Source organism: Candidatus Methylopumilus planktonicus, assembly GCF_006364715.1.
GTDB classification, from domain to species: Bacteria; Pseudomonadota; Gammaproteobacteria; order Burkholderiales; family Methylophilaceae; genus Methylopumilus; species Methylopumilus planktonicus_A.
Genome location: NZ_CP040984.1, coordinates 1,149,729 through 1,171,562, shown reverse-complemented (window position 1 = coordinate 1,171,562; position 21,834 = coordinate 1,149,729). Strand labels below are relative to the sequence as shown.

Here is a 21,834-nt window from a genome sequence, read left to right as displayed (position 1 = left end):
AAAATTTAATTAATATTAATCACCATCAAAATTTAGTTCAACGCGGTTTCCTGCTGGATCACGTAAAAAGATTTGATGGGCAGTCATTCCTGGAATAGGCTTTTCTTCGAAAGTGATATTGAGTGATTCAAGTTTTTTTAAAACAGCCTGGTAGTTAGCGGTTTTAAATGCAACGTGATCAAAAGATGATTTTTGCCGTGAGCGACCGTCACCTTCTTTGGGTGTGATGATATGGAGGACATCTTTATCTCCTATATATAACCAAAATCCAAAGCGTTCGAACGCTGGCCTAAAACCTTCGCTTAGGCCTACCACATCACAATAAAAATCTCTTAATTTCAACACCATATCTTTTTCTGCAACAAGCTGAATGTGATTGATGGATAAAATCATGTACTTGTTTTTTAAGTTGTGGGTTGAGGTGTGCGTAAACGAATATGAAGCTCACGCAATTGTTTTTCGTCAACTGCATTAGGTGCTTTAGTGAGTAAACATTGCGCGCGTTGTGTCTTTGGAAAAGCAATCACATCGCGAATCGATTCAGCCCCTGCTAACAGAGTGACCAATCGATCAAGGCCAAAGGCTAGGCCTCCATGAGGAGGTGCTCCATATTGAAGCGCATCAAGAAGGAATCCAAATTTTTCTTTAGCCTCTTCTTTTGAAATTTTTAATGCGTCGAATACTTTGGACTGAACTTTTTCTTCATGAATACGAATTGATCCACCGCCAACTTCCCAGCCATTAATCACCATATCGTAAGCTTTAGATAAGCACTTCCCAGGATCTGCTCCTAATAATTCTTCATGACCTTCTTTAGGAGCCGTAAAGGGGTGATGAATGGCAACCCAACGATCTGTTTCTTCATCGTGCTCAAACATAGGGAAATCAACTATCCATAAAGGTGCCCATGCTCTGCCGTCGACATGATTTTTTTCGTGACCAATTTTGAGACGTAATGCACCAAGTGCTTCATTTACAACTTTTTCTTTATCAGCACCAAAGAAAACAATGTCGCCATTTGTAGCTCTCGTTTTTTCAATCATCGCTTTTAATGCATTTGCATGAATATTTTTAACAATAGGGCTTTGAAGGCCTGTCTCATTCAATTCATTAACATCATTGATCTTAATATACGCCAAACCTTTAGCGCCATAGATTTTGACAAACTCGGTATAAGCATCAATTTCAGAACGTGTAATCGCGGAACCATTGGGCACTCTTAATGCTGCGACACGGCCACCTTTCATAGTAGCTGCTGATGAGAAGACTTTAAAATCAACATCCTGCATGACGTCAGTCAATTCAGTAATTTCTAGTGCCACTCGCATATCAGGTTTATCGGAGCCATATTTATGCATCGCTTCTTGATAAGTCATACGTTGAAATTTTGATGGCAAATCGATCGATGCAACTTTTTTATACATCTCACGAATCATCGTTTCTACAATCGTCATGATGTCTTCTTCATTCATGAATGAAGTTTCAATATCAACTTGCGTGAATTCTGGTTGACGATCTGCTCTTAAATCCTCATCGCGAAAACATTTGGTGATTTGGAAATAGCGATCAAAACCTGACACCATAAGAAGTTGTTTAAACAGCTGAGGAGACTGAGGGAGGGCAAAAAATTCACCTGCATGAACACGGGAAGGGACTAAATAATCACGAGCGCCCTCAGGTGTGCTGCGAGTCAACATTGGTGTTTCAATTTCCATAAATCCATTTTCATCTAAGAAGTCCCGCAATACTTTAGTGACCCTATAACGAAGACGTAAATTATTTTGCATCATTGGACGACGTAAATCCATAAAGCGATACTCAAGACGTATCATTTCTGAAATGGAGTCGTCATCGAGCATAAATGGAGGCGTTAATGAAGGATTTAAAATTTCAATATTGGAAGCTAGCAATTCAACTTCACCTGTTGGGATATTTAAATTAACCGTGCCTTCTGGGCGAGCTCTTACTTTACATATGACTTTTAATACGAATTCATTACGAATTGACTCTGCAGTGGCAAATGTTTCTTTTGTATCAGGATCGATCACAATTTGTGCAATTCCTTCACGGTCGCGAAGATCAATAAAAATGACTCCTCCATGATCACGTCGACGATGAGCCCAGCCACATACGGTGACGATCTCTCCAATATGTGTTTTATTTAAATCACCACAGTAATGCGTGCGCATCATTCTTAAAGTCTCTTTAGTAAATTGTTAATTAATTTTTTTGTTTTTTTGCTTAGGAGGAACAACGCCCATGGAAATGACATATTTCAATGCTTGATCCACACTGATATCAAGTTCCACAATATCTTTTTTAGCGACCATCAGGAAAAATCCTGAGGTGGGATTGGGTGTAGTAGGCACATACACACTCACATGTTTGCCTTTTAAATGTTTTGCAATATCAGGACTAGGCTCACCTGTTAAAAATGCAATCGTCCGAGTATCACGATTAGGATAATAAATGAGCACCGCTTTGTTAAATGCACGACCTGATTCTGAAAATAAAGTATCGGATACTTGCTTGATACTTGAGTAAATAGAATTCACAAATGGAAGTCTTGATAACAATAATTCCCATAGCTTTAAAAATTGACGGCCAAATAAATTAGACGCCAATAGTCCGATTCCTAGAATCACACCGACTGTTAAAAGAACACCTAAGCCTGGAATATCAAATCCAAAAAGATTTTTTGGTTGGTAATCGTAGGGTAACCAAATAAGTGTTTGGTCTAGGAAATGAATAAGTGAAGTAAGCACCCATATCGTAATCGCTAGGGGTACAAGAACAAGTAAGCCTGTTAAAAAATAACGTTTAAACATATGTAAAATTAACTCGAGGTTGGAGATGCGCTCGCATCTTTTTTGGTTTCAGTTTTTGTATCAGCTTTTGCTGAACTCTCTTTTGTTTTATTTTTAAAATCTGTGACATACCATCCAGAGCCTGTCAGTTGAAAGCTTGGTGCCGAGACTTGTTTTTTAAAAGTCCCTTTCTTACACTCAGGACATTCCATCAAAATCGGATCTGAAATTTTACGGAGCAATTCTTTCGAGCATCCGCAAGCTTCACATGTGAAATCAAAAATAGGCATATATTAAAAAGGAATGTCGTCTTCAAAATCATCAAAGTTTGTCGCAGCTGCTGCCTGAGGTGCGCCACTTGTTCTTTGAGGGGCTTGATTAAACTCATCATTACCTTGTGATGCTGTTTGACTTGGTGCGCTGGATGAGGCACTTGAAGAGCTTCCTCCGCCACTATCCCGACCGCCTAACATTTGCATACTATCTGCGATGATTTCCGTAGTGTAGCGATCTTGTCCTTCTTTCGTTTGCCATTTGCGTGTTTGAAGTCTGCCCTCAATAAATACAGGACGACCTTTTTTTAAATATTCGCCTGCGATCTCAGCTAACTTTCGATACATGACAATGTTATGCCATTCGGTGCGCTCTTGCTTTTCACCGTTCTTATCTTTCCAGTTGTCTGTCGTTGCAATACTAAAATTGCATACCGCGTCTCCGTTCGGCATAAATCGCACTTCAGGATCTTTGCCTAAATTACCCATCAAAATCACTTTATTAACTGACGCCATGTTTACCTCCTAGTAACCTAATAATTGATGCTTCATGAATCGTTTCGTGTTTATTGACTTTGAGCATCACCTTGCCTTCTTCAAGCAAGATCATGACGTCACGCACGCCTTTTATTTTTTTTAATTGTTGTTGCACTGATGCTAATTGTTTCGGGCTTTTGAGTAATGATTTATTTTGAATCATAAACATTAAGGTTTTAATTGCGGGTGGTGCTTTCATTGAAAATGCAAAGCCTACCCACAACGTCATCAAAATGGCACAAAACGAAAATACTGAAAAACTGCCACCAAAATCCGCTAAAAAACCACCTAACAAACTACCAAAAAAGACACCTAATGACTGACAGGTATTATACACCCCAATCGCCGTACCTTTAGCGCTTGGCGGGGCAATTTTGCTTATCAAACTGGGCAGACTTGCCTCTAAAACATTGAAAGCTACAAAGTAGACAAAAAGGGATGCCACTAGACCCCAAAAAATATTAATTAAAATACCAAACATTAGTTGAGCAATGAGCATTAGAAAAATAGAGCTAATAAATACGAATTTAGATTTATTAAATTTTTCGCTGATGATGATGATAGGTACCATAAAGACAAAAGAACTTAGGAGCACAGGCAGATAAACTTTCCAATGTTGGTTCACATCCATACCACCTGAAGTAGCAAGCGCTATGGGGACCACAATAAACATGGCCATTTGAGCCGCATGAAGCGCAAAAATCCCAAAATTCAAACGCGAGAGCTCTTTATTTTTTAGAATAGATTGAAAGGAAGGTGCTGGTTCTTTTAATGTTTTAGAAGTATTTATATTTAAGGGGGTGGGCACCACAAAACGCACGACTAAAATAGCTGACAATGATAAAAAACCTGTCAGCATAAAAATACCAGGCACGCCTATGAGGCGATTTAATAGCGGAGCGCCCATCAAAGACAAGGCAAAAGTAATGCCAATCGTGGCTCCAATCATAGCCATTGCTTTGGTACGATGCTCATCCCTTGTTAAATCTGCTACAAGCGCTGTGATCGCGGCCGAAATCGCCCCCGCCCCTTGTATGGCACGGCCCAAAATAATGATATTAATATCGTCTGAGTACCCTGAAACAAATGAGCCTAGGGCAAATAAAAGAAGGCCAATATAGATAATCTTTTTGCGTCCATAACGGTCGGAGAGCATGCCAAAAGGCAATTGAAATAAAGCCTGAGTGAGGCCGTAAGCCCCTAATGCAAGTCCCACTTGAAAAGCCGAGGGGCTTCCGGGCAAACCTTCCGCGTAAATAGCAAAAATAGGCAGGATTAAAAACATGCCTAACATTCTTAAGCCGTAGATCGATGCCAAACTTAAGCTGGATCGAATTTCGAGCGGGGTCATGCCTTGTTCTATCTTCATAAACTTGAATTAGATATTTCTTATTTTCGAATAATTTCGTATATTAGCAGGTTACCTTTAAAAAGCTTAAGTTGCATGGATACGATTAAGATTCGCGGGGCTAGAACCCATAATTTAAAAAATATTTCACTCGATTTACCACGTAATAAATTGATTGTGATTACAGGCCTATCCGGTTCCGGCAAATCATCCTTGGCTTTTGATACGCTATATGCTGAAGGACAGCGTCGATATGTGGAGTCTTTATCGGCTTATGCACGTCAATTTTTAGAGCGTATGAATAAACCGGATGTCGATTTAATCGAAGGCTTATCCCCTGCGATTTCGATTGAACAAAAATCGACTTCACATAATCCTCGCTCCACAGTCGGCACGGTCACTGAAATCCATGATTACTTAAGACTTCTTTATGCAAGAGCGGGTGAGCCTGAATGCCCCACGCACGCTCACACGTTAGAATCTCAAACAGTATCCGAAATGGTGGATACATTATTAGCCCTCCCTATTGACACAAAAATTATGTTGTTAGCTCCCATTGTTAATAGCAGAAAGGGTGAGCAACAAGATTTATTTGAAGATTTAAAAGCGCAAGGCTTTATTCGTTTGCGCATTGATGGTGAGATTTATGAAATTGATGCTCTACCAAAACTCACCAAAACTAAAAAGCATCAGGTGGATGTGGTGGTCGATCGCATTAAAATTAACCCAGAAATTAAACAGCGTATTACAGAGTCGACCGAAACTGCATTAAGGCTGGCCGATGGCAAGATGATTGCGATCGAAATGGATATCAATAAATCCCATCTTTTCTCAGCAAAATTTGCATGTCCACTTTGCGATTATTCTTTGGAAGAATTAGAGCCGCGTATTTTCTCATTTAATAATCCAATGGGAGCCTGCCCTGAGTGCGATGGACTTGGTAATATAAATTTCTTCGACCCAAAACGCGTGGTGGCTTTTCCACATTTATCTCTTGCATCAGGTGCTATTAAAGGCTGGGACAAGCGCAATCAATTTTATTTCCAACTTCTTCAATCATTGAGTGAGCATTACAAATTTGATTTAGAAACTGTGTTTGAAGACATCCCTGAAAAAATTCAAAATGTGATTTTGAATGGCAGCGGGAGTGAGCAGATTAGTTTTTCATATATGAATGAACGCGGTCAAATTAATAAAAAGATGCATAGCTTTGAAGGTATCTTAAATAATTTAAAACGTCGTTATCACGAGACCGATTCAGGGACTGTGCGAGATGAACTCGCAAAATATTTGAATATGCAAACCTGTCCTTCATGTGAGGGTGCTCGCTTAAGGAGTGAAGCTAGACATGTCAAAGTAGGTAAAAAAAATATCCATGAAATATGCAATACCCCTTTAAAAGAAACCGTACATTTTTTTGAGTCGCTAAAACTTAAGGGCGCTAAAAAAACCATCGCTGAGAAAATCATTTATGAAATTACGAGCCGCTTAAAATTTTTAGTCAATGTCGGGTTAGATTATTTATCCCTCTCTCGTTCAGCCGAAACCTTATCAGGTGGTGAGGCACAACGCATTCGTCTAGCTTCACAAATTGGTAGTGGCTTAACAGGCGTCATGTATGTGCTCGATGAACCATCCATTGGTCTTCATCAACGTGACAATGACCGTTTACTTGAAACCTTAAAAAGGTTGCGCGATCTGGGGAATACCGTGATCGTTGTTGAGCACGATCAAGATGCGATTCTTTCAGCTGATCATGTGGTCGATATTGGTCCAGGTGCGGGTGAGCATGGTGGTTATATCGTTGCTGAAGGCACACCTAAAATGATTGCCAAACATCCGAAATCACTCACGGGTCAATACATCAGCGGCCTTAAAGAAATCAAATATAAAAATAAGCGAGTATTGCCACGCACTTTGAAATGGTTAGAGTTGAAAGGTGCTAAGGGAAACAATTTAAAAGATGTGCATCTTAAATTACCGATTGGGCTCCTCACTTGTGTCACAGGTGTGTCAGGCAGTGGTAAGTCATCCCTTATTAACGACACCCTTTATCGTGCCGTCGCACATCATTTATATGGAAGCCATGCCGAACCTGCTGAGCATGTATCAATTAAAGGCTTAGATTTTTTTGATAAGGTTGTTGACGTGGACCAAAGCCCAATTGGAAGAACACCTCGATCCAATCCTGCAACATATACAGGACTCTTTACACCCACACGAGAACTTTTTGCACAACTTAATGAAAGCCGAAATCGAGGTTATGGCCCAGGCCGTTTCTCATTTAACGTCAAAGGCGGCCGATGCGAAGCTTGTGAGGGAGATGGTGTGATAAAAGTTGAAATGCATTTCTTACCTGACGTCTATGTCCCTTGTGATATTTGCCAAGGGAAACGTTATAACCGTGAAACTTTAGAGATTCAATTTAAGGGTAAAAATATTCATGAAGTTTTATCGATGACGGTTGAACAAGCCCATCAATTTTTTAATGCTATTCCTGCAGTTGAAAAAAAATTACGTACGCTCATTGAAGTGGGTTTAGGTTATATCACTTTAGGTCAAAATGCGACGACACTTTCAGGTGGTGAAGCGCAGCGCGTTAAATTAGCGTTAGAGCTTTCAAAACGTGATACAGGTACAACACTTTATATTTTAGATGAACCAACCACTGGACTTCATTTTGCAGATATTCAACTATTACTCGACGTCATCCATAAGCTTCGTGATGCAGGAAATACCATTGTTATCATTGAACACAATTTAGATGTGATTAAAACGGCAGATTGGGTGATTGATTTAGGCCCTGAAGGTGGTGATGGTGGTGGTGAAATTATTGCAGAAGGCACACCTGAAGAAGTGGCCAACAACAAGAAGAGTTACACGGGGAAATATCTAAAAACTTACCTCAAATAAATTATGGCACTTGAGCCGAATTCATTCGAGATAGGATGATTCCACTTCGCTCAATCAATCCTGAAGCATCTTGATGGTGCTCATAATATTTAGGGTTAGGAATCATGGAGGCTAACTTAGCCGACTGAAAACTATTTAAATCTCTTGCATGGAATGAAAAATAACGAAGGGATGCAGCTTCAATCCCATAGACATTATTTCCCCACTCGATTACATTCAAATAAATTTCTAAGATTCTTTGTTTACTTAAAATTGTTTCAAGCATTAGGGTGATAATGGTTTCTTCTGCTTTTCGCCAAGGCGTTCTTTGATTGGATAAGAACAAATTTTTAGCAAGCTGCTGGCTAATAGTGGACCCTCCCGCTACAATTTTTTTACGTCGCTTATTTTTTTCATAAGCTTTTTCAATGCCCTCCCAGTCAAAACCTTCATGGTCAATAAACTTGGCATCCTCGGCTGCAATGACGGCTTGTTTAATATTGATCGAGATTTGGTTGTAATTGACCCATTGATGACGCAGCGTTGCTTTTTCATCTTTTTCTTGAAGGTGCTCGAGTCTCGTTTCCATGAAAGCACTTTCACCTGGATTGACAACCGTCCATAAAATAATGTGAAGTAAAATCCAGAGCTGATAGAAAAAGAAAAAAAGAAACGAAACAGATAAAACTTTTCCTTTGAAGGATCGATTATTCCAAAATAGATTTTTTAATCGTGCTTGCAATTAAAGCGCTCTTAATGATTCGATCACAGATTTTGTTTTTGGTTTAATGTGATGCCAAATAAAAAAAGCTTCTGCGGCTTGTTCAACTAACATGCCCAGACCATCTGATGTTTTAGACCCTTGTGATTGAGCTTCTCTAATAAAGGATGTTTCTTTGCCATACATCATGTCATAAGCTAAAGATCCTTCATGAAAAACTTTATGATTCAAATCAAATTCAGCATTATTTAAACCGGCTGAGGTTGCATTGATAATGATGTCAAAATATTGATCTGGCAATTTTGCCATTTCAATCACATTTAAATTCACATTAAAACTTTTTGCATGCACATCCATTTTATTTCGAATCACGTGTGATTTTTCAATCGTGCGATTGGTGAGTGTTAATTCAGATGGTTCTTTTTCTAAGATGGAATAAATCACGCCTTCGGCAGCACCGCCCGCACCGATGAGTAAAATTTTCTTACGCTTTAAATCTACATTTAAGTTTTGTTCGAGGTCTCTTACTAACCCTATGCCGTCTGTATTGTGCCCAATGATTTGATCACCTTTAAATTCGAGCGTGTTCACAGCCTCAGCGATTCTAGAGTGACTGGAATGCTGGCTCGCTAATTCATAAGCCTCTTTTTTAAAAGGTAAGGTGACATTAGCCCCGCTTAATTTTTGTGCGATGAGTTGATGAATTGTATTTTTAAATTCATCGAGAGGCGAGAGCAAAGCTTTGTAATCAATATGGAGTCCAGCTTCTTTAGCAAATGCACTATGAATTTGAGGAGATAGGCTGTGATGAATTGGATTACCAATCACGGCAAAATGTTTTTTAAGTTCAGTCATGGTGCGCTATCACATCGATTTGATTAAGGTTTCGAGTATAAGTGTTTTTGTAAAAACTGCCATCAAACTCATTTATGCACTTATAAAGTGCATAAAACTCATATATGCATTTTTTTGGTGCATTTTTTGGCATTTCCCTTTTAAATCTCAAGCAATAACAGAGCCTTATAGCATTATTCGATTGGCACAATTTGTGCTTACTATTAATATGTTGAAATGCATTAATGAACAACAGATTGAATCACAATTGACGCTTTTAGGAGAATGAAATGGCAATCGCTGATGTAATGAAAAAGATTAAGGATAACAACGTTAAGTTCGTGGACTTTAGATTCACGGATACGCGAGGCAAAGAACAGCACGTCAGCGTGCCTGTCTCAGCTTTTGATGAAGATAAATTTAAACAAGGTCACGCATTCGATGGTTCATCGATTGCAGGTTGGAAAGGCATTCAAGCATCCGACATGTTGCTAATGCCAGATCCAGATACAGCTAATATCGATCCATTCATGGAAGAGCCAACTCTTATTCTGACATGCGATGTCGTAGACCCAACAGACGGGAAGGGTTATGAGCGTTGTCCACGAAGCTTAGCGCGCCGTGCAGAGGCTTATTTAAAATCAACAGGCATAGGTGACACAGCTTACTTTGGCCCAGAGCCAGAATTCTTTATTTTTGATTCCATCACTTGGTCTCAGGGTATGGATGGATGTCACGTTAAAATTAATTCAGAAGAAGGTGCGTGGGATTCTGCAACACAACACGAAGGTGGCAATACGGGACACCGTCCAGGGGTTAAGGGCGGTTACTTTCCAGTGCCACCCGTTGACTCACTTCAAGATGTGCGTTCAGCAATGTCGATTACATTAGAAGCGATGGGGGTGCCTGTTGAAGTGCATCACCATGAAGTCGCCACTGCAGGTCAATGTGAAATCGGTACTAAATTTAGTACGCTCACACAGCGCGCTGATTGGACACAACTTCTTAAATACGTGGTTTTAAACACCGCGCATAACTATGGCAAAACAGCGACATTCATGCCAAAACCAATCCTAGGTGATAATGGCTCAGGTATGCATGTGCATCAATCTATTTGGAAAGATGGTAAAAATTTATTTGCTGGTTCTGGCTACGCTGGTTTAAGTGAACTCGCGTTGTTCTACATTGGTGGTGTGATTAAACACGCACGCGCACTCAATGCGATTACTAATCCGGGTACAAACTCATATAAACGTTTAGTGCCAGGCTATGAGGCTCCAGTGAAATTAGCCTACTCTGCGAAGAACCGCTCAGCGTCGATTCGTATTCCATTCGTCGAAGGGGACAAAGCGCGTCGTATCGAAGCGCGATTCCCAGACCCGATAGCGAACCCATATCTTGCATTCAGCGCATTGATGATGGCAGGTTTAGATGGTATTCAAAATAAGATTCACCCAGGTGAACCCGCTACAAAAGACTTGTACCATTTAACACCTGAAGAGGATGCACAAGTACCAACGGTATGTTCATCTCTCGAACAAGCGCTTGAGTATTTAGATAAAGATCGCGAGTTCTTAACACGCGGTGGTGTATTTACCGATGACTGGATCAATAGTTATATCGATCTTAAGATGGAAGAAGTCACTAAGATGCGTATGACGCCGCATCCAATCGAATTCGGCATGTATTACAGCTGCTAATTCTTTTGAAAAAATTAAAAAGACGGCTTTGATAGCCGTCTTTTTTATGCCTTCATTTTGGGCTAAATCCATATATGCACTATTTTAGTGCATTACCGCTTAATATTCCTTACAATATCCCAACACATCCTAATAAATAGGCCTTAAGACCATCTGTCAAAGTTGGCTCAAGTTTTGCTTGCTATATAAATGAAAATGGAAAATTCATGAATAAAAACACTATACCATCCTTAAGTCCAGAACTTAAAGGGATTGAACACTTAGCAAGTGCAGTATTGCTATGCGATATTGAAGGCCATATTTTGTATATGAATCCATCGGCGGAAATTTTATTTGGGCTCAGTGCTAAACATATTTACATGATGACCTTGGATGAAGCATTTCCTCATTCTGACATTTTAAAAATAGCCATCAGCCAAGCTTTAAATAGCGATACACCTTATCGTGAGCATGAGTTTTTAATTACCACTTTAAAACATCAGTCCTATTCTGTGACATGCACCATCACACCCATTCAAAGCAAAATGATTCGATATATTCTTGAGTTCCAGCAAATGGATCAGCAATTACGAATCGCAAAAGAAGAGCGTATGTTGATCCAGCAACAAGCGAACTCAGAATTGATTCGAAATTTAGCACATGAAATTAGAAACCCATTAGGAGGCTTAAGAGGGGCTGCGCAACTTTTAGAGCATGAATTGCCTGACGTTTCATTAAAAGAATATACACAAGTCATTATTAAAGAAGCAGATCGCCTGCAATCGCTCATGGATCGATTACTTGTCCCCCACCAAAAACCTAAATATGAACCAACCAATATTCATGAAGTGTTGGAGCGCGTTCGAAGTTTATTGCTTGCCGAATCGCCTGATGAAATAAAAATTCAACGCGATTACGATACAAGCCTGCCTGATATTATTGGCGATCGGGAAAAACTGATTCAAGCGGTACTTAATATTGCGCGTAATGCCGTTCAAGCGATGCATGAAAAACAACAACAAGGTTTAATCATTTTTAAAACGAGAGCTGAACGACAAATCATGCTCGCTAAAAAACGTTACCGTGTGGGTATCAAACTCGACATCATTGATAATGGACCTGGCATCCCTCCAGGCATTCGCGACAAAATATTTTATCCGCTGGTCTCAGGCCGTGAAGGTGGCTCAGGGCTAGGCTTATCTTTAGCGCAAACCTATATAAGTCAACATCAGGGCATGATTGAATGTAAGAGTGAGCCAGGGCATACCACATTCACAATTCTATTGCCTATTAAAGTTTTAGATACAAAAGAAATTTCTACTCCCAATAAAGAATCACAAGGATCTTCACTATGAAAGCAATTTGGATTATCGATGATGACAAATCTATTCGATGGGTATTTGAAAAAGCACTTACACGAACTGACTTAAATTTTAAAACGTTTAGTTCGATTAAAGATGCATTTGCAGCGATCAAAGATGAAGAGCCACAAGTGATTGTGAGTGACATTAGAATGCCGCAAGGTTCAGGCTTAGAACTCCTTCAAGTCATCAAAGAAAAATATGCACATATTCCTGTCATCATCATGACGGCTTATTCTGATTTAGAAAGTGCAGTCGCTGCATTCCAAGGAGGGGCTTTTGAATACTTGGCAAAACCCTTCGATGTGGATCAAGCGATTGAAATTATTCATCGTGCTATTGATGAGTCATTGAAACAAAACAATCAAGAAGTTTCTTTTGAAAATTCGACCGAGATGATTGGTCATGCACCTTCCATGCAAGAAGTCTTTCGTGCCATCGGACGTCTTAGCCGCTCTCATGCCACGGTTCTTATTAATGGTGAATCGGGCAGTGGTAAAGAGTTGGTTGCAAGTGCGCTTCATAAACATTCACCTCGCGCAGATAAACCTTTTATTGCAATAAATACTGCCGCGATTCCAAAAGATTTATTGGAGTCCGAACTCTTTGGTCATGAGCGAGGTGCTTTTACTGGAGCGCAAGCTCTGCGAAAAGGTCGTTTCGAACAAGCGGATGGTGGCACACTTTTTTTAGATGAGATTGGTGACATGCCAGCGGATCTTCAAACAAGACTTTTACGTGTCTTAAGTGACGGTCAGTTCTATCGCGTCGGTGGCCATAACCCTATTAAAGTAAATGTACGAGTCATTGCAGCGACTCACCAAGACATAGAAGAGCGAGTTAAATCAGGACTCTTCCGTGAAGATTTATTTCATCGTTTAAATGTCATTCGTTTGCGCTTACCAGCCTTAAGAGAGCGTGCAGAGGATGTTCCAGATTTAGCACGCTACTTCTTGCAACAAAGTGCACAGCAATTAGGTGTTGAAACAAAAATTCTATCTGAAGATACCTTAAGTTATTTATCGCACCTTAATTGGAGTGGCAATGTGCGCCAACTTGAAAATGTGTGTCATTGGTTAACCGTCATGGCACCAGGTCAAAATATCGACATTAAAGATTTACCACCTGAATTGAAAAATCATGATATGCATAAAGAAGTATCAGCCAATTGGAAAGATGGATTAAAGCAAGAAGTGCAATTAGCATTGAACAAAAATCAAAAAGATATTTTGACCGATCTCAATCAAACATTTGAAAAGATTTTAATTGAGGAAGCACTTCAGTTTACTAAAGGAAGGCGAATTGAGGCAGCTGAGATGTTGGGATTAGGAAGAAATACTTTAACCCGAAAAGTTAAAGAATTAAAAATTGAAAAATAATTTTTTTTTGAATCAGGCGCTGCGTGACTTTGTTTTTTAGGAGTAACCGTCATTACAATCATTAATTTGGCAGTTATTGCTTAACGTAAGCTTCTAGCTCTTTGATTAGGTTTCTTTGATACACAATCATTTCTTTAGCCACATCACCTAAAGACAACATACCAATGACTTTGGTGCCATCAATAATGGGTAAGTGACGAATATGTTTTTCGGTCATAAGCGTCATTGCTTTTTCAAAAGTATCTTTACCGTGGCCCACTAGTACATTTTTAGTCATCACTTCCTCAATTAAAGTGACTTTAGATGACTTACCTTTTAGAACAACTTCACGCGCGTAATCGCGCTCAGAAAAAATACCGACCATTTTGTCTTTGTCCATCACAATGAGCGCGCCAATTTTATATTCGGCTAAGATAATGAGCGCATCAATCACGGGACGGTTTGGGGCAATAGTAATTACTTCTTTATGCTTTTTATCAGCAATAAGTTGAGCAGCTGTTTTCATAAGGTACCTTTTTTGAAATCTTAGAATCTAAATATACACTTTATAATAATGACTCTACATTAAACAAGTATAAAAATGCTCCTTAAAAAAAATCAAAGCCTGATGGCTTTTTTAGCCCTTATGCTTTTATGTCTGATTTGGGGTTACAACTGGGTCGTTATGAAAAATGCCCTTCATTTCTCAGGTCCTTTTGATTTTGCAGCCCTTAGAACCGTCTTAGGGACACTTTGTTTATTCATTGTGATGCTTATCTTAAAAAAACCTTTTAGCATCAAAGAAATTCCAAGTCTGATCGCTTTAGGTCTTCTTCAAACTTCTGGCTTTACAGGGCTTTTAGTATGGGCCTTGGTTGAAGGTGGTGCTGGTAAAACAGCGGTACTTACCTACACCATGCCTTTTTGGACCATGCTTTTGGCTTGGCCACTTTTAGGGGAAAAATTGCGCGGATGGCAATGGCCCGCAGCTTTTTTTTCATTGATGGGCATTTTATTTATTTTGGATCCCCTTCATTTGGGCACCGATGTATTCAGCATGATATTAGCCATTGTGTCTGGCATTTCATGGGCGTTGGCTGTGATTTTAGCTAAAAAACTTCAAGCTCGTTCACCTAATCTTGATTTGATTTCCTTAACCGCATGGCAAATGCTTTTTGGCTCAATACCTATTGTGGTTTTGGCTTTCATGACACATACGGCCTCAATTGAGTGGGATAGTTATTTTATAGGAGCGCTCATTTATAACGCAGTCTTTGGGAATGCCATTGCATGGCTATTATGGCTTTATGCATTAAGACATTTATCGGCAGGCATAGCTACCATGACCACAACGGTTTGTCCTGTGATAGCAGTCATTGCATCGTCGATTGAACTTCATGAGCTAATTAAACCTTTTGAATTTGTAGGTATGTCTTTCATTGGAATCTCTCTCCTGATGATTTCTTACGACCGCATTAAAAAACACAAAGAAGAGCTTGTCCAGCCGTGGCTTAGAAAAGAACCCATGATAAAATGAAAGTCTAGAAAGGGCTAAGCATGGCAGGACATTCCAAATGGGCAAATATCCAACACCGCAAAGGTCGCCAAGACGCTAAGCGCGGAAAAGTATTCACAAAAATCATTAAAGAAATTACGGTTTCAGCAAGACTCGGTGGCGGAGAAGTCAACTTCAATCCGAGATTGAGAGCTGCTGTGGCGCTGGCAAAAGAAGAAAATATGCCACAAGACAATATCACGCGTGCAATTAAAAAAGGTACGGGAGAATTAGAGGGTGTGAGTTACGAGGAAGTTAGATATGAAGGTTACGGCATTGGTGGGGCTGCCATTATTATTGATTGCTTAACGGATAATAAACAAAGAGCTGTCGCTGACGTAAGGCATGCGCTCACTAAAAATGGCGGCAATTTAGGTACCGATGGATCCGTCGCTTTTTTATTTAAACATTGTGGACGCATCTTTTTTGCTCCCGGCACAGATGAAAATAAAGTGATGGAACTGGCTTTAGAGGCAGGTGCTGAAGATATCATCAATGACGAAGATGGCAGTATTGAAGTGATCACCCCCGCTCAAGAATTTATTCAAATTAAAGAAGCGCTTTTAAATGCAGGTTTAAAAATAGAATTAGCAGAAGTCGCGATGCGTCCTATATTAGAAAATGCTTTGAGTGGAGATGATGGTATTAGAATGCAAAAAATTCTAGATACGCTTGATGACCTAGATGATGTTCAGGAAGTTTATACCACCGCAGTGATTGAAGATTAAATTCATCATTGAGTGATCCTATTATCATCCTTGGTATTGATCCTGGTTTAAGAATGACTGGGTTCGGTATCGTGGAAAAAAGTGGTGATAAGATTCTTTATCTTGGAAGTGGCGTAATAAAAACTGTCAGCGCTAAACAAGAGGCGCGTGATAGTTTGCCTGAGCGCATTCAAATTATTTTAGAAGGACTCTTTGAAGTGATCGATCAATATAAGCCAAAACAAGTTGCTATTGAGAAAGTCTTTGTGAATGTGAATCCACAATCCACTCTTTTATTAGGTCAAGCAAGAGGAGCTGCCATCAGCGCTGCTGTAATCAAAAAATTACCTGTGTATGAATATACAGCCTTACAAGTTAAAAAATCAGTGGTAGGTTCAGGCCATGCCAAAAAAGAGCAGGTGCAAGAAATGATCAAACGTTTTTTAAAATTACCCGAATTACCGCAAGCCGATTCTGCAGATGCGCTTGCATGTGCGATGTGTCACGCGCATGCTTATAACCAATTACAAAGCATGGATGCTTTAAGTTACCGTATGAAAAAAGGTAGGCTTGTATGATAGGAAAAATTTCCGGCATTCTTTTAGATAAAACGCCACCCTTGGCTTTAATTGATTGCAATGGAGTGGGCTATGAATGCGAAGTCCCTATGAGTACTTTTTATTTACTTCCTCAGGTGGGAGATAAAGTCACTTTGCTCACGCACTTTGTGGTGCGTGAAGATGTACAGCTTCTATTTGGTTTTGGCACTAACCCCGAACGTTTAATGTTTCGACAGCTTTTGAAAGTAAACGGTATTGGAGCTAAGTCCGCACTCGCGATTTTAAGCGGCTTATCGATTGATGAATTGATTCAAGCAGTGTCATTGCAAGAAGCAGGACTCTTAACCCGTGTACCCGGTATCGGCAAAAAAACAGCCGAACGATTGCTTCTAGAACTTAAAGATAAATTCACGCTTGATTCAGCCTTAAGCATTAAGGGTTCTGGTATCACATCGATCAGCCAAGATGTACTCAATGCCCTCATTGCATTAGGCTACAATGAACGCGAATCCTTAAATGCTATAAAAAGTTTAGATATAAATCTCACTGTGAATGATGGTATTAAACAAGCTTTAAAATATTTATCCAAAGGCTAATGAAAACGCATGATTGAATCTGATCGTTTTGTAGCAAGTACCGTGAATGAGCCTGTTGAGGAATCTATTGAACGCGCACTTCGCCCCAAAGAACTTCAAGAATATGTCGGTCAAGAAAAAGTCAGAAGCCAATTAGAGATTTTTATTTCAGCGGCTAAAAATAGAAACGAAGCCTTAGACCATGTATTACTTTTTGGCCCACCTGGTTTAGGCAAAACGACTTTAGCTCACATCATTGCAAAAGAGATGGGCGTCAATCTTCGCCAAACATCAGGCCCTGTTTTAGAAAAAGCAGGTGACCTCGCAGCACTTCTTACTAATTTAGAACCTAATGACGTTTTATTTATTGACGAGATTCATCGATTATCACCTGTCATCGAAGAAATCTTATATCCCGCGATGGAAGATTACCGTCTTGATATTATGATTGGTGAAGGTCCATCGGCTAGATCAGTACGACTTGATTTGCCACCTTTTACATTAGTGGGTGCTACCACACGAGCAGGTATGCTCACCAATCCACTCCGTGATCGTTTTGGCATTGTCTCCCGATTAGAATTTTATAGCGAAATCGAATTAGCAAAAATTGTGGATCGATCATCCAGTCTTTTAGAAGCTGATATTGATCCTTCAGGCTCATTAGAAATTGCAAAACGTTCACGAGGCACGCCTCGCATTGCAAACCGTTTATTAAGACGTGTACGTGATTACGCACAAGTAAAATCAAATGGAAAAATTACCGCGTCAATTGCAGATGACGCACTAAAAATGTTGGATGTGGATTTATTAGGGCTAGACGTCATGGACCGAAAACTCCTCCAAGCGATTCTAGAAAAATTTAATGGTGGTCCCGTAGGTATTGATAATTTAGCTGCAGCGATTGGTGAAGAGCGGGAAACCATTGAAGATGTATTAGAGCCCTATCTTATTCAACAAGGTTATCTCATGCGCACCCCGCGAGGACGTGTTGTGACACAAGCGACATATCTTCACTTTGGTATGAAACCACCTTCACAAGAGCCTACTGATACCCTATGGCAGGAATAAAAACTTTTTCGCTACCAGTGCGTATTTATTTCGAAGACACCGATAGTGGGGGAGTCGTTTATCACTCTAACTATTTAAAATTTATGGAGCGCGCTAGAACGGAATGGTTGAGAAGTGTTGGCATTGATCAGCACCAATTAAAACAACATGACCATATTATGTTTGTGGTTCATCGCATTGATATTCAATACAAACTTCCTGCACGTTTTAATGATGATTTGATCGTTAAGAGTGAGCTTAAAGACATAGGCTCTAGCAAAATTGAGTTTAGACAAATGATTTATCGTGAAAATGAAATGTTGATTGATGCAAGTGTCGATATTGCTTGTATTGATAGTGAAAAATTTAAACCTGTCAGAATCCCATCCACCGTTAAAGAAATTATGGAGTCTTTATGAATGTAGTGAATGATTTATCTTTTTTAAGTTTAATTACAGGGGCGACCATTCCTGTTCAGCTTGTCATGGTAATTTTATTGGCTGCTTCTGGTTTTTCTTGGTGGTATATCTTTATTAAAGTCTCTGTATTAAAGAGTGCAGAACTTGCAGTGGATGAATTTGAAAATACATTTTGGACAAGTGGGGATCTTAATAAGCTTCATGACAGCATTCATAGTGGCCGCATCAAGAACCAGGGCTTAGCGACTATTTTTGAAGCAGGCTATAAAGAATTTAATCGTCATAAAACATCAAAAAGTGACATGAGTGATGTGATTGAAGGAGTGCGCCGTGCCATGCGTGCCACATACAATCGTGAGCTCGATTTCTTAGATGCACACTTACCTTTTCTAGCATCAGTGGGATCTGTAAGTCCTTACATTGGTTTATTTGGAACAGTATGGGGCATCATGAATGCCTTTAGAGGATTAGCCAATGTGGCACAAGCGACCTTAACTCAAGTGGCTCCTGGTATTGCAGAGGCATTAATCGCAACCGCCATTGGTCTATTTGCAGCGATTCCAGCGGTTATTGCCTATAACCGTTTTGCAACTTCAGTTGATCGTTTATCAGTGAGATATGAAAGCTTCATGGAAGAGTTCGTTAATATCTTACAAAGAAAAGGATAAGTGATGCGTAAACGTCGCTTAATGAATCAGATCAATGTGGTGCCTTACATTGATGTGACTTTAGTTTTACTTGTTATTTTTATGGTGACAGCCCCCATGACGAATCCTGGTGTCGTGGAGTTACCTGAGGTGGGTGAAACTTTAAAACAAACAGGAGCGCCCATAGTGATTACCATAAAACTTAATAGCACCATTGAGATTGAGGGTGAGAGTTATACGCGCGATCGATTATTAAGTCATTTGCAGTCTTTAATTAAAACAACTCCTGATCGAGCGCTTGTAATTGCTGCTGACAAAAATGTGAAATACGATGAAGTGATAAGTGTCATGGATCTTTTAAAACAAAATAACGTTTCCAAAGTGGGCTTACTTCTTAAGCCACAAAAATAAATTTAGACGTGATTAGACCCCAAGAAAAAATCATAGCAAGAAGAGCTGCGATCTATGCAACGAGTGTGCATATTATTTTAATCGCGATCATGATTGTCAGTTTTGAATGGAGAGTAAAGTTACCCCAAGTAGCTGAAGTGGAATTATGGGATTCGATTCCTGCGCCAAGTGTTAAAGCAGTTGACACACCGCCTGTTGAAAAGAAGATTGAGCCAGAACCTCCAAAGCCTGAGCCTAAACCATCTAAGGTAGAAGAAATTATTAAATCACTGACTAGTGATAAGGCCGAAATTAGCTTGAAACAAAAAAAAGAAGAAGAGGATCGTAAAAAATTAGAAGATCAAAAAAAGAAAGATGATTTGAAAAAAATTCAGGAGGAACTTTTAAAGCAAGATCAATTGGCTAAACTTCAACAAGAATTATTACAAGACAAATCAAAGCCTTCATTAAATCGTCATGAAGACGTGAAACAATCAAATACTAATCCTACCCAAGGAGGTGCTAAATTAGGTGAAATGGATAAATATAAATTATTGATTCAAAGAAAAATTCAACAGAATGTGAATAAGCAGTTATGTGGCACGAGTGCTGTGGAGCTTCAGTTTGAAATCGGATTAATGCCTACAGGAGAATTGATTGGTAACCCTAAAATGTTAAAATCAAGTGGTATTCCTGTATGTGATGAATCGGTGGAGCGTGCTATTTTTCAATCACAACCCTTACCAGTGCCAACAGATACCGATTTATTTTCGAAATTTAAAAATTTAAAACTTAACTTTAGACCCAATGAAAAAATATAATGTACATATGTTAAAAACATTTACTTCCTTATGTTTACTTTTTTTGATATCTATCCATGCATTTGCAATTGAAACGATTGAGATTTCTGGAGGCGGTACCAAGCAAATTAATATTGCAGTCATGCCTTATAAAGAAATAATTATTGATAAAACCAGCAGTCGTATGCATCAAATCATTGCAGCGGATCTTTATCGCTCTGGTTTTTTTAGATCTATAGAGGTGAATGGCTTAGTGAATAAGCCATCAAGTTTAAGCGATATTAATTATGCTGAAATGACTGCCATTCAGGCTCAAGTGATGACTTTAGGCCAGGTGGAGATCAGTAATAATCGTTTGAAGGTGAATTGGTTTTTAGTTGATATCAATAAAAAAACGATTTTAACCACTATGGAATACTCGGGTCCAGTCGCACAATACCGAGCAATCGCCCATAAAATTTCTGACACCATTTATGAAAAGTTAACTGGTATCCCGGGAGTCTTTAGCACCAAAATTTCTTACATTACAAAAAATAAAGGCCGCTACTCTTTAAATGTGGCTGATGCAGATGGATTTAATGTGCAGTCAGTAGTGGGTTCACCTCAGCCTATTATCTCTGCGAGATGGTCGCCAGATGGTACAAAGATTGCTTACGTATCTTTTGAAAAGAAAAAACCTATTATCTATATTCAGTCTTTAGTGACAGGACAAAGAACGGTCTTGGCTAACTTTAAAGGCAATAATAGCTCTCCCTCATGGTCGCCTGATGGCAAAAGTTTGGCGATTGTTTTAACCTATAACGCAAACTCACAAATTTATCTCATCGATGCTGATGGGTCTAATTTAAAACCCCTTATCCAAAGTACGCACATTGATACGGAGCCAGTTTGGTCGCCTGACGGACGTTTTATTTATTTCACATCTGATCGCGGCGGTCGCCCACAAATTTACAAAGTTTCATCAACTGGAGGCGAGCCACAACGCGTGTCATTCGAAGGGAACCAAAATTTAAATCCTAACGTTTCACCCGATGCCAAAATGCTCTCTTACGTCACTCAAGATGAAGGTCGATTCAGAGTGGTTTTACACGATCTACAAACAGGACAAATTACGAAAATTACTGATGGTCCTTTTGATGAAGCACCTAAATTTTCCCCAAATGGGCATGTGATACTATATGCACACAAGATCAGCGGATCGGGCGAACTTTCTACCGTATCGATTGATGGGGTGGTTCGTCAATCATTCAATATTAACGCTGATGATATTAGAGAGCCCGCATGGGCACCTTTTGTAAAATAAATTAACTTAACTGGAGATTTGG

The 21,834-nt window shown here is 39.4% G+C and carries 23 protein-coding genes; 14 read left to right on the top strand and 9 right to left on the bottom strand.

The window, feature by feature from the left end:
* Window positions 1–15 precede the first annotated feature (15 nt).
* Genes FIT63_RS06140 through FIT63_RS06115 form a run of 6 tightly spaced genes read right to left on the bottom strand, consistent with a single transcriptional unit; the run spans window position 16 to window position 4,985 of the window.
* Entirely contained in the window at window positions 16–393 is a 378-nt protein-coding gene (locus FIT63_RS06140) for a VOC family protein (protein WP_140007014.1), read from the bottom strand.
* Window positions 394–404: 11 nt separating this feature from the next.
* Window positions 405–2,192: an aspartate--tRNA ligase gene (aspS, locus tag FIT63_RS06135; RefSeq protein ID WP_140007013.1), complete on the bottom strand. Its 1,788-nt coding sequence runs from the start codon at window positions 2,190–2,192 to the stop codon at window positions 405–407.
* Between the two features lie 24 nt (window positions 2,193–2,216).
* A complete protein-coding gene (locus tag FIT63_RS06130) occupies window positions 2,217–2,828 on the bottom strand; it encodes a DUF502 domain-containing protein (RefSeq protein ID WP_140007012.1) in 612 nt (203 codons plus the stop codon).
* Window positions 2,829–2,836: 8 nt separating this feature from the next.
* The gene (locus FIT63_RS06125; protein WP_140007011.1) at window positions 2,837–3,097 is read right to left on the bottom strand and encodes an FmdB family zinc ribbon protein; all 261 of its coding nucleotides are present in this window, start codon (window positions 3,095–3,097) and stop codon (window positions 2,837–2,839) included.
* 3 nt (window positions 3,098–3,100) lie between these two features.
* A complete protein-coding gene (gene ssb, locus FIT63_RS06120) occupies window positions 3,101–3,595 on the bottom strand; it encodes a single-stranded DNA-binding protein (RefSeq protein ID WP_140007010.1) in 495 nt (164 codons plus the stop codon).
* Window positions 3,582–4,985, bottom strand: a complete 1,404-nt coding sequence (locus FIT63_RS06115; protein WP_223259904.1) for an MFS transporter — start codon at window positions 4,983–4,985, stop codon at window positions 3,582–3,584. The genes ssb and FIT63_RS06115 overlap by 14 nt, the downstream gene beginning before the upstream one ends.
* Window positions 4,986–5,060: 75 nt before the next feature.
* On the opposite strand from FIT63_RS06115, the gene uvrA reads away from it, so the two are divergent.
* Window positions 5,061–7,877 (top strand): excinuclease ABC subunit UvrA, encoded by a 2,817-nt coding sequence (gene uvrA / locus FIT63_RS06110; protein WP_140007009.1) that lies wholly within the window; start codon window positions 5,061–5,063, stop codon window positions 7,875–7,877.
* Window position 7,878: 1 nt separating this feature from the next.
* On the opposite strand, the gene mtgA is transcribed toward uvrA, so the two are convergent.
* Both mtgA and aroE read right to left on the bottom strand, forming a co-directional pair.
* Window positions 7,879–8,598 (bottom strand): monofunctional biosynthetic peptidoglycan transglycosylase, encoded by a 720-nt coding sequence (gene mtgA / locus FIT63_RS06105; RefSeq protein WP_140007008.1) that lies wholly within the window; start codon window positions 8,596–8,598, stop codon window positions 7,879–7,881.
* Entirely contained in the window at window positions 8,599–9,432 is an 834-nt protein-coding gene (aroE, locus tag FIT63_RS06100) for a shikimate dehydrogenase (RefSeq protein WP_140007007.1), read from the bottom strand.
* Between the two features lie 269 nt (window positions 9,433–9,701).
* On the opposite strand from aroE, the gene glnA reads away from it, so the two are divergent.
* The 3 genes from glnA (at window position 9,702) to ntrC (ending at window position 13,830) form a co-directional block, all read left to right on the top strand.
* On the top strand, window positions 9,702–11,111 hold the full coding sequence (glnA, locus tag FIT63_RS06095; protein WP_140007006.1) for a type I glutamate--ammonia ligase: 1,410 nt from the start codon (window positions 9,702–9,704) through the stop codon (window positions 11,109–11,111).
* Between the two features lie 206 nt (window positions 11,112–11,317).
* Window positions 11,318–12,445 (top strand): nitrogen regulation protein NR(II), encoded by a 1,128-nt coding sequence (glnL, locus tag FIT63_RS06090; RefSeq protein WP_140007005.1) that lies wholly within the window; start codon window positions 11,318–11,320, stop codon window positions 12,443–12,445.
* Window positions 12,442–13,830: a nitrogen regulation protein NR(I) gene (gene ntrC / locus FIT63_RS06085; protein ID WP_140007004.1), complete on the top strand. Its 1,389-nt coding sequence runs from the start codon at window positions 12,442–12,444 to the stop codon at window positions 13,828–13,830. Before glnL ends, ntrC begins: the two co-directional genes overlap by 4 nt.
* A gap of 73 nt (window positions 13,831–13,903) precedes the next feature.
* Here ntrC and FIT63_RS06080 read toward each other — a convergent pair whose 3' ends face one another.
* Window positions 13,904–14,335 carry a CBS domain-containing protein gene (locus FIT63_RS06080; RefSeq protein WP_140005732.1) on the bottom strand — a complete coding sequence of 144 codons (432 nt, stop codon included), beginning with the start codon at window positions 14,333–14,335 and terminating at the stop codon, window positions 13,904–13,906.
* A gap of 75 nt (window positions 14,336–14,410) precedes the next feature.
* Between FIT63_RS06080 and FIT63_RS06075 the strand changes: the two genes are divergently transcribed.
* The 10 genes from FIT63_RS06075 to tolB are packed head-to-tail and all read left to right on the top strand — an operon-like array spanning window position 14,411 to window position 21,812.
* Window positions 14,411–15,346: a DMT family transporter gene (locus tag FIT63_RS06075; RefSeq protein ID WP_140007003.1), complete on the top strand. Its 936-nt coding sequence runs from the start codon at window positions 14,411–14,413 to the stop codon at window positions 15,344–15,346.
* A gap of 20 nt (window positions 15,347–15,366) precedes the next feature.
* Window positions 15,367–16,092, top strand: coding sequence for a YebC/PmpR family DNA-binding transcriptional regulator (locus FIT63_RS06070; protein ID WP_140007002.1), 726 nt, complete (start codon window positions 15,367–15,369; stop codon window positions 16,090–16,092).
* Window positions 16,093–16,145: 53 nt separating this feature from the next.
* Window positions 16,146–16,649: a crossover junction endodeoxyribonuclease RuvC gene (gene ruvC / locus FIT63_RS06065; protein ID WP_420886452.1), complete on the top strand. Its 504-nt coding sequence runs from the start codon at window positions 16,146–16,148 to the stop codon at window positions 16,647–16,649.
* On the top strand, window positions 16,646–17,227 hold the full coding sequence (ruvA, locus tag FIT63_RS06060) for a Holliday junction branch migration protein RuvA (protein ID WP_140007001.1): 582 nt from the start codon (window positions 16,646–16,648) through the stop codon (window positions 17,225–17,227). The genes ruvC and ruvA overlap by 4 nt, the downstream gene beginning before the upstream one ends.
* A 9-nt stretch (window positions 17,228–17,236) precedes the next feature.
* Window positions 17,237–18,274 carry a Holliday junction branch migration DNA helicase RuvB gene (ruvB, locus tag FIT63_RS06055; RefSeq protein WP_140007000.1) on the top strand — a complete coding sequence of 346 codons (1,038 nt, stop codon included), beginning with the start codon at window positions 17,237–17,239 and terminating at the stop codon, window positions 18,272–18,274.
* A complete protein-coding gene (gene ybgC / locus FIT63_RS06050; protein ID WP_140006999.1) occupies window positions 18,262–18,672 on the top strand; it encodes a tol-pal system-associated acyl-CoA thioesterase in 411 nt (136 codons plus the stop codon). Before ruvB ends, ybgC begins: the two co-directional genes overlap by 13 nt.
* Window positions 18,669–19,340, top strand: coding sequence for a protein TolQ (gene tolQ, locus FIT63_RS06045; protein ID WP_046488892.1), 672 nt, complete (start codon window positions 18,669–18,671; stop codon window positions 19,338–19,340). Before ybgC ends, tolQ begins: the two co-directional genes overlap by 4 nt.
* A gap of 3 nt (window positions 19,341–19,343) precedes the next feature.
* Window positions 19,344–19,730 carry a biopolymer transporter ExbD gene (locus tag FIT63_RS06040; RefSeq protein WP_223259902.1) on the top strand — a complete coding sequence of 129 codons (387 nt, stop codon included), beginning with the start codon at window positions 19,344–19,346 and terminating at the stop codon, window positions 19,728–19,730.
* An 8-nt stretch (window positions 19,731–19,738) separates the two neighbouring features.
* Window positions 19,739–20,530, top strand: a complete 792-nt coding sequence (locus tag FIT63_RS06035; protein ID WP_223259901.1) for a TonB C-terminal domain-containing protein — start codon at window positions 19,739–19,741, stop codon at window positions 20,528–20,530.
* On the top strand, window positions 20,517–21,812 hold the full coding sequence (gene tolB / locus FIT63_RS06030; protein WP_140006998.1) for a Tol-Pal system beta propeller repeat protein TolB: 1,296 nt from the start codon (window positions 20,517–20,519) through the stop codon (window positions 21,810–21,812). Before FIT63_RS06035 ends, tolB begins: the two co-directional genes overlap by 14 nt.
* The last annotated feature ends 22 nt before the right edge of the window (window positions 21,813–21,834 follow it).

Coding starts and splice junctions, on each gene's coding strand:
- FIT63_RS06140 (WP_140007014.1), bottom strand. CDS start 393: ATGATTTTATCCATCAATCACATTCAGCTTGTTGCAGAAAAAGATATG.
- aspS (WP_140007013.1), bottom strand. CDS start 2,192: ATGATGCGCACGCATTACTGTGGTGATTTAAATAAAACACATATTGGA.
- FIT63_RS06130 (WP_140007012.1), bottom strand. CDS start 2,828: ATGTTTAAACGTTATTTTTTAACAGGCTTACTTGTTCTTGTACCCCTA.
- FIT63_RS06125 (WP_140007011.1), bottom strand. CDS start 3,097: ATGCCTATTTTTGATTTCACATGTGAAGCTTGCGGATGCTCGAAAGAA.
- ssb (WP_140007010.1), bottom strand. CDS start 3,595: ATGGCGTCAGTTAATAAAGTGATTTTGATGGGTAATTTAGGCAAAGAT.
- FIT63_RS06115 (WP_223259904.1), bottom strand. CDS start 4,985: ATGAAGATAGAACAAGGCATGACCCCGCTCGAAATTCGATCCAGCTTA.
- uvrA (WP_140007009.1), top strand. CDS start 5,061: ATGGATACGATTAAGATTCGCGGGGCTAGAACCCATAATTTAAAAAAT.
- aroE (WP_140007007.1), bottom strand. CDS start 9,432: ATGACTGAACTTAAAAAACATTTTGCCGTGATTGGTAATCCAATTCAT.
- glnA (WP_140007006.1), top strand. CDS start 9,702: ATGGCAATCGCTGATGTAATGAAAAAGATTAAGGATAACAACGTTAAG.
- glnL (WP_140007005.1), top strand. CDS start 11,318: ATGAATAAAAACACTATACCATCCTTAAGTCCAGAACTTAAAGGGATT.
- ntrC (WP_140007004.1), top strand. CDS start 12,442: ATGAAAGCAATTTGGATTATCGATGATGACAAATCTATTCGATGGGTA.
- FIT63_RS06080 (WP_140005732.1), bottom strand. CDS start 14,335: ATGAAAACAGCTGCTCAACTTATTGCTGATAAAAAGCATAAAGAAGTA.
- FIT63_RS06075 (WP_140007003.1), top strand. CDS start 14,411: ATGCTCCTTAAAAAAAATCAAAGCCTGATGGCTTTTTTAGCCCTTATG.
- FIT63_RS06070 (WP_140007002.1), top strand. CDS start 15,367: ATGGCAGGACATTCCAAATGGGCAAATATCCAACACCGCAAAGGTCGC.
- ruvC (WP_420886452.1), top strand. CDS start 16,146: ATGACTGGGTTCGGTATCGTGGAAAAAAGTGGTGATAAGATTCTTTAT.
- ruvA (WP_140007001.1), top strand. CDS start 16,646: ATGATAGGAAAAATTTCCGGCATTCTTTTAGATAAAACGCCACCCTTG.
- ruvB (WP_140007000.1), top strand. CDS start 17,237: ATGATTGAATCTGATCGTTTTGTAGCAAGTACCGTGAATGAGCCTGTT.
- ybgC (WP_140006999.1), top strand. CDS start 18,262: ATGGCAGGAATAAAAACTTTTTCGCTACCAGTGCGTATTTATTTCGAA.
- tolQ (WP_046488892.1), top strand. CDS start 18,669: ATGAATGTAGTGAATGATTTATCTTTTTTAAGTTTAATTACAGGGGCG.
- FIT63_RS06040 (WP_223259902.1), top strand. CDS start 19,344: ATGCGTAAACGTCGCTTAATGAATCAGATCAATGTGGTGCCTTACATT.
- tolB (WP_140006998.1), top strand. CDS start 20,517: ATGAAAAAATATAATGTACATATGTTAAAAACATTTACTTCCTTATGT.